Source organism: Streptomyces sp. NPDC093261, from assembly GCF_044753645.1.
GTDB lineage: Bacteria > Actinomycetota > Actinomycetes > Streptomycetales > Streptomycetaceae > Streptomyces.
In genome coordinates this window covers 1-10,194 of sequence record NZ_JBIVNO010000042.1, presented here as the reverse complement: position 1 = coordinate 10,194, position 10,194 = coordinate 1, and the positions used below count along the sequence as shown (strand labels likewise).

Sequence of the window (10,194 nt, the reverse complement as noted above, 5' to 3'; positions counted from 1 at the left end):
CCCCCACCGCCTACGAGCACTTCGACGCCCGTGACGAGGGCTGGACCAAGGTCGTCCTGCATCCCGACGGCCACGGCAACGGCCACAAGCGGTAAAAGATCCAGGGCCGCTGGCCGCCTGCTCTCCAGGACCGGCCGACCGACAAGTGGCGTCCAATCCCGGCTTCGGCCGGGCTGGACAGGCCGTCGTCGCCTGCGCTCCTGTCATACCTGCAGCGGCGATCGACCGCGTCCGGCCACGGGAGTTGAGGACTGGGTGCGGGCCACGCGCGGAGACTCCGGCGTTGTCCGCTGTGCGCTGTTGACCTTCTCGGTCAAGTGACCCGCCTTCCGTTCACCTCACCGCACGTGGGGAGCACTCATGAAGACAGACATCTCCACCGCCCGCCTCCAACACGATCCGCTCGTCCGGGGCCTGGGCTGGGCCAGTGCCCTCCTGGGTGTGCCGCAGGTCGTCGCCCCGGCGGGCTTCGCCCGGGCCTTGGGCGTGGACGGCACTTTCCGGCACCGCTCGGCGACGACCGCCGTCGGTGTGCGCGAGCTCGCGGCGGCGACCGGGTTGCTGGGGCGGCCGCATCCTGCCTGGCTCTGGGGTCGCGTCGGCGGCGATCTCATGGATCTGACGATGCTGACCCGGGCCATGAGGAACCACAACGGTCGTGGCCTGGGCCGCACCGTTGCCGCGACCGCCGCGGTCACCGCCATCACGGCCACGGACGTCTACGCGGCGGTGACCCGCACCCGTAGGAGCACCTCCATGGAACTGACCGCGGCCGTCACCGTCAACCGATCCCCGGACGAGGTCTACGCCCTTTGGAAGGACCTGAAGCGACTGCCGGACTTCATGGCGCACCTGGACGAGGTGCGCGTCACCGGCCCGCGCACCAGCCACTGGCGGGCCAGCGCGCCGTTCGGCAAGGCGGTCGAATGGGACGCCGAGACCACGCAGGACGTCCCCGGCCAGCTGATCGCCTGGCGGTCGGTGGACGGCGCCGACATCGACAACTCCGGCGAGGTCCGCTTCGTGCCCGCCCCCGGAGGCCGGGGCACGGAGATCCGGGTGACCCTGCGCTACGACCTACCCGGCGGGGCGCTGGGCAAGGCCGCGGCGCGCTACTTCGGCGAGGAACCGCACCAGCAGCTGGACGACGACCTGCGCCGCTTCAAGCAGATAGCGGAGATCGGCGAGGTCGTCCGCTCCGAGGGCGCACCCGGCGGCAAGCGGGCCCGCGGCGAGTTCCCGCAGCGCCCGGCCCGACCGCTGACCGATAAAGAACTGAAGGAGGCCCTGGCATGAAGGCGAACTGCTGGACGGGACGCAACTCGGTCGAGGTGCAGGACGTCCCCGAGCCGTCGATCCTGAACAGCCGCGACGCCATCGTGAAGATCACCTCGACGGCAATCTGCGGCTCCGACCTCCATCTGCTCGACGGCTACGTCCCCACCATGGAAAAGGGCGACATCATGGGCCACGAGTTCATGGGAGAGATCGTCGAGGTCGGCCCCGGCGTCAGCGACGAACTGCGCGTCGGCGACCGGGTCGTCGTGCCCTTCCCCATCGCCTGCGGAGCCTGTGCGTCCTGCCGCGCCGAGCTGTTCTCGTGCTGCGAGAACACCAACCCCAACGCCGGCATCTCGGAGAAGTTCTTCGGCCACCCCACCGCCGGCATCTACGGCTACTCCCACCTCACCGGCGGCTTCGCCGGCGGCCAGGCCGAGTACGCCCGCGTGGTGCTCGCCGACGCCAACGCTCTCAAAATCGAGTCGGATCTGAGCGACGAGCAGGTGCTGTTCCTGTCCGACATCCTGCCGACCGGGTACATGGGCGCCGACATGTGCGACATCCAGGAAGGTGACGTCGTCGCCGTCTGGGGCGCCGGTCCGGTCGGCCAGTTCGCCATGGACAGCGCCCGGGTCCTGGGCGCGGAGAAGGTCATCGCGATCGACAAGGAGACCTACCGGCTCGACATGGCGGCCGCCCAGGGCTACACCACCATCAACTTCGAGGACGCCGACGTACGGTCGGCACTGCTCGAACTCACCGCCGGCCGGGGCCCCGACAAGTGCATCGACGCGGTCGGCCTGGAGGCCACACACGGCGCCTCCCACGTCCAACTCTACGACCGCGCCAAGCAGGCGGTCCGCTCCGAGACCGACCGGCCACACGCCCTGCGCCAGGCCATCCTGTCCTGCCGCAGCGGAGGCGTGGTGTCGGTCATCGGCGTCTACGGTGGGCTGATCGACAAGTTCCCCGCGGGTGCCTGGATGAACAGGTCCCTGACCCTGCGCACCGGACAGTGCCACGTGCAGAAGTACATGAAACCGCTGCTGGGCATGATCGAGCAGGGCAAGATCGACCCCACCCGGGTCATCACCCACCGGCTGCCCCTGACCGAGGCACCGACCGGCTACGACCTGTTCAAGAACAAGAAGGACCACTGCGAGAAGGTCGTCCTCAAGCCCTGACGGCCGCGCCGATGATTCAGCATTGGCGATGGCGTCTCGCGAACGAGCCGCCATCGCCTGCCTGTCCGGGTGCATCCCGGTCGGGGCTCTTTTGCGTGCGGCGTTACAGGGGGCGGATGTTCTCCGCCTGCGGGCCCTTCTGGCCCTGCGTAACGTCGAACTCCACCTTCTGACCCTCGTGGAGCTCGCGGAAGCCCTGGGCGGCGATGTTCGAGTAGTGGGCGAAGACGTCCGGGCCGCCGCCCTCCTGCTCGATGAAGCCGAAGCCCTTTTCCGCGTTGAACCACTTCACAGTGCCAGTAGCCATGTGCCTGTCTCCTTTGAAGGGACTCGCATCGGGTCCCGCACCGTGCGGGATCCGGAGGTGATCGCCCTGGTCCGGAGAGGCGTTGAACAGCAAAAACGCCCGCGATTGCGATCACGGGCGAACGGGACTTCGGAACCACGACTGCTGATCACGACGCTACACCCGTTGGTGGCGTTCGGCCACACGGTTCCGGTCACTGCGGGCGCGTGGCCCTGACGTGCTGCAGACGTGCATCATCCTCTGAAAGCACAGGTCACAGCCCGTACGTGACCGCCCTGGATTCAGCCACCGGCCCGCGTGCGGCTGGGGTCACCGTCGCCGCCAGCGACACCGCCGCCAGGTCGAGAATGTCGCGGCCATTGCCACCGGAACCCCTTGTCCGCGGGGCGGGCGGGTGCATCCCCCGGTCGCCTGCCCGCCCCGCGCCCCCTGCACTCAGGCTGGGCTGGTGCGTCCGTTCCTGACCCGCTGGGCGACGTCGCGCATCTTGATGTTGTGGTGCTGGGAGATGCGGCGCAGCACGTTGAAGGCGTCGTCTTCGCTCAGGTGGTGGCGTTCCATGAGGATGCCCATGGCCTCGCCGATGGCGTGCCGGCTCTCCATAGCGTGCTCGAGCTGGTCGATGGTGCGGGCACTGGCCAGGGCGACGGCGGCGTGGGAGGCCAGCAGCCAGCCCGCGGTTTCGATGTCCTTGCTGAAGGTTCCGGGCCGCTGGGCGTACAGGTTCAGCGCGCCGAAGTCCTCCTCGTGGGTGTAGAGCAGCACCCCGGTCATGCTGCCCACCCCGAGGCCGCGGGCTGCCGCAGCGAACCGCTCCCAGGCCGACTGCGGCTGGGTCATGTCCGCGATCCGGTACACGCGCTCACCGCCCTTGCGGCGGGCGAGATCGAAGCACGGGCCCTCGCCCAGCTCGCCCTGCAGACGGTCGCTCTCGCGGACCACGTCCCCGCACGCGGCCAAGGTCACGGCCCGGCCCTTGCTCACCGCGAGGATCCCGGCCGCATCACAGCCCTCCACCAGCTTCACCGCCGACGCCGCGATCTCATCCAGCGTCCCCTGCATCGAGTCCTGGGCCAGCAACTCGCGCGCGAGCCGGGCCATCTGCTCGGCGTACTCACGCCACTCCATCCGCCACCACCCGCCCTCGACCACCGCCTTCGCGGTTCGCTTGTGCGGCCACCGTACCTCCGGCCCGTTTCGCCGCACTCGGCTGCCAGGGCCTCGGCTCCGGCTCGCGCCTCGACTGCCCGGTCCTCGGCATCCTGGGCAGCGACACCTCTCAGTGCAGTTTAACGTTGAACAAAACGCGAAGTGTGACGTACGCACTTGGTCAGACGCCTTTTCCGGCAAGCAGCACGGCAGCGGCAATTCCGGTGAGGTTGCCCTGTGCGACGAGGATCTCCCTCGCGGTCCGATCCGTCGAGACCGGCGGTGTAGACGCTGCCGCCCAGGTCGGTCACGTACATACGGCCGCCGTCCGGATCGAGGGTGACACCGATGCCTTCCACCAGGTGGGTGAGGAGGATCTCGGGCGAACGTACTGCGTTCGGCGAATGCATGGGTGCGCGGTTCACGGTGTTGCCCCGGGGCGGGTCGCCGCGGTCGGTCCAGTACAACCCGCGCTGAACATGGTCGGAGTTCGAGGTGGATCGGCTCCGGCAGCCCTTCGAAGGGCACTTCGATGTCGCTGCGTTCGGCCGCCGTCGCTGAGGTGGGGGGGAGTTGGTGTGGGGGGTGGCGTGTTGTGCGTTCTCATCCTAGTTGCGGCAGAGAGATCGCTCTGGCCGGCGGGGCTGCAGATGACTGAGAGATGCCTCGATGTGCTCTCCCCGTGCAGATTCCGGGGGTCTGTACGGTCTTCGGCTCTGGCCCGTAGTCGGTGGTGACCGTGGGCGTCCGTCAGGGCAGGAGGATGCGGTGGCGGGGGAGGTCGAATCCGGCGCGTCCGTGCATCTGTCTCGTGATCCTCTTGGTGCGGGTGTTGACGCCTTGGGTGCGGCCGTTGTGGTAGGGCAAGGTCAGGCCGGCGTTCACGGCGGACCGGTCGATTTCGACCCCGTTGGTGAAGCTGCGCAGGTGGGGCAGGTCGATGGCCCGGGCGGTCGTGATCCACTCGGTGAGTTTCACGTCGTTGCCCTCGGCCGGTTTCAGCTGGGTGGCGAAGCCGCGTACGAGATCGGCGAGTGCGGTCATCTCCGGGCAGGCCGCGGCGATCTTCTCCAGCAGGGTCGTTTCCTTCGGGCGCAGGTTTTCGGGGTTGGTGAGCAGGAGGCGGCTGGCGTGACGCGGGGTCGAGGCCGTGCGGGTCGGCGGACACGGCCGCGATCCGGTCGCCGCGCACCGCCAGGGCCCGCTGCGTGGCCTGACCGGGCACCAGGGTGTGCACCGCGCCGGCGCGGATCAGCAAGTCGGCTCCGTGGTCGGTCATCGTCTTCTCCCTCAGCTCGAGGCGATAGGTTGCGAAGGTTTCGCTGACGAGACTGTTGTAGGAGCCGACCGGCGATTCACCGCCATATCACGATTGACGAAGCTGGAAACACGTCATAGGTGCACGCGGAAATGCAGAACATGCGCCAAGTCCGGTCCAAGCGGATATCAGAGCAGCGGCCCACCTGGGCTACTGAATTCGTCGGCCCTTCATCGCTGTGGCTGGGGGAAGACCACGCGGAGTGTCCGGACTCGTCTGTTGCGGCGGATCATGAGCCAGGCGAGGGTCGGCGGGCAGGGATCGGGGGTGCCGGTGGGGTTGGTGACGTCCATTTCCCAGATGGTGACGGAGCGGCTGGCCACGACGTGGCGCAGATGCTGGGTCACGCCCCTTTCCCGGTTCCTGCGCATGGCCGGGAAGGGGTGACAGCGTGCGCCCGGCGTGCTCAGGACGCCGAGCAGTTCGGTCTCCGGAGGCCACAGTTCCAGGATCTCCCTGGGCTGGCAGCCGCGCCGGGCGCCGTCCAGTGTGACCTCGGCCTCCTGGCGGCTGTCCTCGGTGAGCCGGGAGGCGTCGTCGTGCACGTGTGTGGCGGTCGACAGCAGCACCTGGGAGAGCTTCGCGCGGGCCTGGTTGAGGCGGCTGCGCACCGTGCCGACGGGGATTTCGCAGGCGTGGGCGATCTCCTGATAGGTGCTGATGTCGCTGAAGTGGCGCAGCATCAGCACCAGTCGCAGCGGCTCGGGCAGTTGCTCCACCGCGTCCCAGATCCAGTCGCGCATCGCGTGCTGGTCCACGACCCGCTCGGGATGCGAGAGATATGGAGGACACAAGGGATGCGACGGCCCGTGGCCACCCGCGTGCAGGTGGTCGAGACCGTCCAGGCCCGGTGTCTCACGCCCGGCCCGCAGCCGCATGCGGGAGCTGTTGCGCACGATCGCCCGCAGCCACGCGCCCACGGCCGTGGGATCCCGTACGTCGCCGATGCGCCGCAGCGCCATCAGCGCGGCGTCCTGCACCGCGTCCTCCGCGTCGGGGCCGTAGCCGAGCAGGCTCAGGGCCACCGCCCGCATGGGTGCCTGGTGACGGGCCAGCAGCAGTCCGAGCGCCGCCGTCTCGCCCGCCTGTGCCCTGCGGGTGAGTTCCTCGTCCGTCGGCGCGTTGAGGTCTGTCATGGTGGCGAACGCCTCCGTGGCGACGTGGTTTGCGCCCGCGCGGCCCGGGCGGCTTCCGGCCAAGGCCCCTGGGCGTGCGTGCCTGTGCTGCATCATGCTCTGGTCAGGGCAGATCCGGTAGCCAGCTGCCGTGGAAACCGGCGGGGACGGGGTACGGAAGCTCCACCACCGCTTGGACGGCAAGCTCCTGGGCGTCGAGCACGAGCAGCTCGCCTGCCCTGCCGTGGTCGTCCGAGACGAGCGACAGCAGCCAGCCGTCGTCCTCGTCGGCGCCGTCCGCCGCGGGTACGAAGACGGCCTCGCCGGCATGGCGGCTTCCGGGAGTCTTGTGTAGGTGGCTGGTGCCGGTCATGAGGTCGTGCTTGGCGATGCCGTGGCCGGAGACCGTGTACAGGTAGCGGTGGGAACGCCCGGTGAGTGTGTCGTTGTGGGTGGGGAACTCGGCCTCGCGGTCGTCCAGTCGGGACTCGGTGACGCGGCCGGTCGTGGGGTCGAGGGTCCAGCGGTGCAGGACGGAGGGGGCTTCGGGACATCCCGGTTCCCGCCCCACGGCTTGGCCGCCGGGGCCGCCCATGCCGGACCAGGAGTGCCGGAAGGCTCCGGGTTCGTGGCGCACGGCGTCCAGCACGATCCGGCCGTGGGCATCCTCGTAGGCGTTGCCGACGTGGAAGACGTAGCAGTCGTCGATGCCGTACCACCGCACGTCGGTGCTGCCGGGCGTGCGGGACATGATCCCGATCCGGGCGCCGTACCGCTCGTCCCACCGGTAGGGCATGCCGCCGCCTCCGGCCAGCGCGGGGTCGAAGACGACGGGGAGGTCCAGCCACACGATGTACTGCTCGGTGACGGCGAAATCGTGCATCATCGTCGGCCCCGGCACCTCGACCGGCCGGTTCTCAAGCAGCAGTCCGTCGGCAGTGACCCGGTGGTAGGTGAGGTACGGCGGGGCGAACCCGGTGCCGAACAGGTGCAGTTCGCCCGTGATCGGGTCCTCCTTGGGATGCGCGGTCATCGCCGTCCTCAGCCGCCCGCTGAAGTCGTACGGCCCCACGGTCTCCAGCGTGTCGGTGACCCAGTAGGGCAGGCCCGCCTCGCACAGGGCCAGCACCATCCCGGCGTGCCGGATCACGTGTGTGTTGGCGGGCGTCGCCGCCAGGTCGATGGTGAAGTCCTCCCGGACGAAGGGGTGCCCCTCCAACTCCCTGGTGTGCACCCAGCGGTTGCGGTACCACTCGGCGCGCCCGCCGCGCAGCCGGATGCCGTGCAGCATGCCCGGGCCGGTGAACCAGTGAGCGGAGACCTCGCCGGGCAGCGGGTTGGGGCCGTTGCGCAGATAGCGGCCGTCCAGCTCGGGCGGCAGCGCGCCCCGCACGGTGAGAGCGGCCGCCTCGCGCTCCTCCGGGACCGGCGCGAAGCGGCCCCGGAGGTGGCGAGGAAGGGACATCTCCTCGGTCATGCCCGCGTTCCGGGCGACGCGGCCTTCCTGACCAGCGCGGCGACCTCGGCGGGCTGGGACACGTACACGGCGTGGCTGCCGCTCGTCTCGGTCGCCGTCGCCCCGGCCCGGTCGGCCATGGCGCGCTGGGCCGGCGGCGGGATCATGTGGTCGTCGGTGGCGACCAGGTAGAAGCTCGGTTTGGCACGCCAGGCTGGACGGGTGACCGTTCCGCCCAACGCGTCCACGCCCCACGGCACTTGGGAGTCGGCCAGGAACCGTGCCTCGTCGGCGGGCAGGTCGGCGGCGAAGGACGCGGCGAACTTCTCCCGGTCCAGCAAGAGGAAGCCGTCCCGGGGCGGCAGGATCGGCGGAACCGGGGCGCCGGGCGGCGGGTCGGCTATCAGGGTGTTGACGGATTCGTCCTTGTCGGGCGCGAACGCCGCGATGTACACGAGCGCGCTCACCTTCTCGTGGTTGCCCGCCTCGGAGATCACCGCGCCGCCGTAGGAGTGCCCGACCAAGACGGTCGGTCCGTCCTGGGCGTCGAGGACCAGCTTGGTGGCGGCGACGTCTCCGTCGAGGGACAGGGTGGGATTCTGCACGACGGTGACGGTGTAGCCGTCGGCGGTCAGCAGGTCGTAGACCCCTTTCCAGCCCGAACCGTCGACGAACCCGCCGTGGACCAGGACGACGTTCCTTGCTTCAGTGCTCATGTATACGCACTCCTCTTGGATGGACCAGTGCCTGGGTGGACTACTGCGGTACGGCCGTGACCGGCGCCTGAGCGGCCTGCAGGCGCGCCTGGGCGCGGGCGGGATAGACCTTCGTGAAGACGGCGGGGCCGACGAGGCCGACGACATGGGCGGCGATGCCCACCCAGGTGGGGGCATCCGCCGCGCCCGCCACGACCAGGCTCGCGCCGATGAACGTGAAGCCGGCGCCCCACGCGCTGGTGATGTGATTGTTGACGCGGACGAACTCCGGCATGTCCCAGAACTCGCGCGGCGTCTGACGCTTGGCGATGCCCAGCGTGAAGGGGCGGCGGATCGCCAGCGTCCCCCACGCCGTGGCGGCCAGCCAGGCGAAGGAGAAGACGTCGGTGTGGTGCGCCAGGGGCGAGTGCGGCCGCGCCACGGCGACGGCACCGACCAACGCGAAGTACGCGATGCTGCCGGCCTCCAGGATCAGCGCGTCGAGGCCGACCCCCCGACGGCGGTCCTGGAGCAGGAGCAGCAGCCCCGAGACGAAACCACTGACCGCACCCCAACGCCAGTCGACGAAGCCCGACACGAAGCCGGCGACGATCCAGGGGATGAACCCGCGCAGATAACCCATTGAGCCTTCCTTGGTGAACCGAAACGAACCTGGCCGACGCGGACTGGATGCAGGGCGGACAGGAAAGTTCGAACCCTGACATGTGATGCCGATCACATGCCAGGGTTCGGGTGTGTGTCAGTGGACGGTGGCCGTGTCCAGGGCCTTCGCGTACAGGGTCTCCAGGACCGCCGGCGCCCGGCATCACGAAGCAGGTGTCGCCTGCGGGAAACGGGCGGCGTGCTGCCGGTAGACGTCGGAGGCGGCCTGCCGGCCGACCTGGGCGGTGAGCACGTCCAGGGCGGCTTCGGTGGTGAGGTTCTGGACGCGGGAATCGAAGGCGAAGAAGGCCGCGCCTCGTCGCGGGTGGTGCCGATCAGCAGGGGCTTGCCCTCCAGGGCGCCGTCGATGAGCGCCCGTTGCCGGGTGCGGGGCATGCCGGGGGGCGCCGAGGGCCGGATACCTCGGCGGAGCCGCGTTGCCCGGAGCCGCGAGCTGGACGGAGGGCCGGCCGTAAGCGTCCGGCAACTGCCCGGCCGGCAGAGCCCGCAAAGCCGTTGCGGCATCGGTGCCGGCCGGGATGCCCAGCAGACGCAGGTAGGCGCCGGCGTTCTCGGCGGCCTGGTGCGGATCCTGCGGGTCCAGGCCGCAGGGGGCGCTCCGCAGCAGCACCGGGGTGATGGACTTGGCCGCGTCCCGCACGTCCGTCCGGCCCTCGTGCGGCTGCGGCGCAGCGAACCGCAGCCCGCCAAACGGCGACGCGGCGTACGGAACACCCCGGAAGGAGACCGCCTAGCCCTCAGCGATTCCCCTGACCTTGCCCCTGCCGCTGTCCACCACCGTGCGCTCGATACCCGCGGCCATCGTGCTCACCCGCTTCCTCTCGTCTCGGTTGCTCTGAGACGTTTCCAAGCCGAGGTGAGAATCTGAGCCAGAAACGACCGCCCCCCTGGACTGGATCGAGGAAGAAGGACTTGACGTGCTCCCTGGCCTAAAGTCCAGGGATTCCGGCCTGGGTCATCTGACCCTTCCGGGGGCTTCCTGCTTCAACGCGCTGTGCGGGCAGG

The 10,194-nt window shown here is 69.6% G+C and carries 8 protein-coding genes and 2 pseudogenes; 2 read left to right on the top strand and 8 right to left on the bottom strand.

The window, feature by feature from the left end:
* Window positions 1–360: 360 nt before the first annotated feature.
* Entirely contained in the window at window positions 361–1,296 is a 936-nt protein-coding gene (locus ACIP94_RS38265; RefSeq protein WP_402436715.1) for an SRPBCC family protein, read from the top strand.
* The gene (locus ACIP94_RS38260; RefSeq protein WP_402436713.1) at window positions 1,293–2,465 is read left to right on the top strand and encodes a zinc-dependent alcohol dehydrogenase; all 1,173 of its coding nucleotides are present in this window, start codon (window positions 1,293–1,295) and stop codon (window positions 2,463–2,465) included. The genes ACIP94_RS38265 and ACIP94_RS38260 overlap by 4 nt, the downstream gene beginning before the upstream one ends.
* A 103-nt stretch (window positions 2,466–2,568) precedes the next feature.
* On the opposite strand, the gene ACIP94_RS38255 is transcribed toward ACIP94_RS38260, so the two are convergent.
* The 8 genes and pseudogenes from ACIP94_RS38255 to ACIP94_RS38220 form a co-directional block, all read right to left on the bottom strand.
* The gene (locus ACIP94_RS38255) at window positions 2,569–2,772 is read right to left on the bottom strand and encodes a cold-shock protein (RefSeq protein WP_402436710.1); all 204 of its coding nucleotides are present in this window, start codon (window positions 2,770–2,772) and stop codon (window positions 2,569–2,571) included.
* Between the two features lie 435 nt (window positions 2,773–3,207).
* Complete coding sequence (locus ACIP94_RS38250) at window positions 3,208–3,900, bottom strand: GAF and ANTAR domain-containing protein (protein WP_402436707.1); 693 nt, start codon at window positions 3,898–3,900, stop codon at window positions 3,208–3,210.
* Between the two features lie 771 nt (window positions 3,901–4,671).
* Window positions 4,672–5,106 (bottom strand): annotated as a pseudogene (locus ACIP94_RS38245) (transposase); the annotation flags it as partial.
* A 303-nt stretch (window positions 5,107–5,409) separates the two neighbouring features.
* Window positions 5,410–6,375: an RNA polymerase sigma factor gene (locus ACIP94_RS38240; protein ID WP_402436704.1), complete on the bottom strand. Its 966-nt coding sequence runs from the start codon at window positions 6,373–6,375 to the stop codon at window positions 5,410–5,412.
* Between the two features lie 103 nt (window positions 6,376–6,478).
* On the bottom strand, window positions 6,479–7,831 hold the full coding sequence (locus tag ACIP94_RS38235; RefSeq protein WP_402436701.1) for a carotenoid oxygenase family protein: 1,353 nt from the start codon (window positions 7,829–7,831) through the stop codon (window positions 6,479–6,481).
* The gene (locus ACIP94_RS38230; protein ID WP_402436698.1) at window positions 7,828–8,526 is read right to left on the bottom strand and encodes an alpha/beta fold hydrolase; all 699 of its coding nucleotides are present in this window, start codon (window positions 8,524–8,526) and stop codon (window positions 7,828–7,830) included. The genes ACIP94_RS38235 and ACIP94_RS38230 overlap by 4 nt, the downstream gene beginning before the upstream one ends.
* A 40-nt stretch (window positions 8,527–8,566) precedes the next feature.
* Window positions 8,567–9,148, bottom strand: a complete 582-nt coding sequence (locus ACIP94_RS38225; RefSeq protein ID WP_402436695.1) for a hypothetical protein — start codon at window positions 9,146–9,148, stop codon at window positions 8,567–8,569.
* A gap of 183 nt (window positions 9,149–9,331) precedes the next feature.
* Window positions 9,332–9,901: pseudogene (locus ACIP94_RS38220) on the bottom strand (hypothetical protein); the annotation flags it as partial.
* Window positions 9,902–10,194 lie beyond the last annotated feature (293 nt).

Coding starts and splice junctions, on each gene's coding strand:
- ACIP94_RS38240 (WP_402436704.1), bottom strand. CDS start 6,375: ATGACAGACCTCAACGCGCCGACGGACGAGGAACTCACCCGCAGGGCA.
- ACIP94_RS38255 (WP_402436710.1), bottom strand. CDS start 2,772: ATGGCTACTGGCACTGTGAAGTGGTTCAACGCGGAAAAGGGCTTCGGC.
- ACIP94_RS38230 (WP_402436698.1), bottom strand. CDS start 8,526: ATGAGCACTGAAGCAAGGAACGTCGTCCTGGTCCACGGCGGGTTCGTC.
- ACIP94_RS38225 (WP_402436695.1), bottom strand. CDS start 9,148: ATGGGTTATCTGCGCGGGTTCATCCCCTGGATCGTCGCCGGCTTCGTG.
- ACIP94_RS38250 (WP_402436707.1), bottom strand. CDS start 3,900: ATGGAGTGGCGTGAGTACGCCGAGCAGATGGCCCGGCTCGCGCGCGAG.
- ACIP94_RS38235 (WP_402436701.1), bottom strand. CDS start 7,831: ATGACCGAGGAGATGTCCCTTCCTCGCCACCTCCGGGGCCGCTTCGCG.
- ACIP94_RS38265 (WP_402436715.1), top strand. CDS start 361: ATGAAGACAGACATCTCCACCGCCCGCCTCCAACACGATCCGCTCGTC.
- ACIP94_RS38260 (WP_402436713.1), top strand. CDS start 1,293: ATGAAGGCGAACTGCTGGACGGGACGCAACTCGGTCGAGGTGCAGGAC.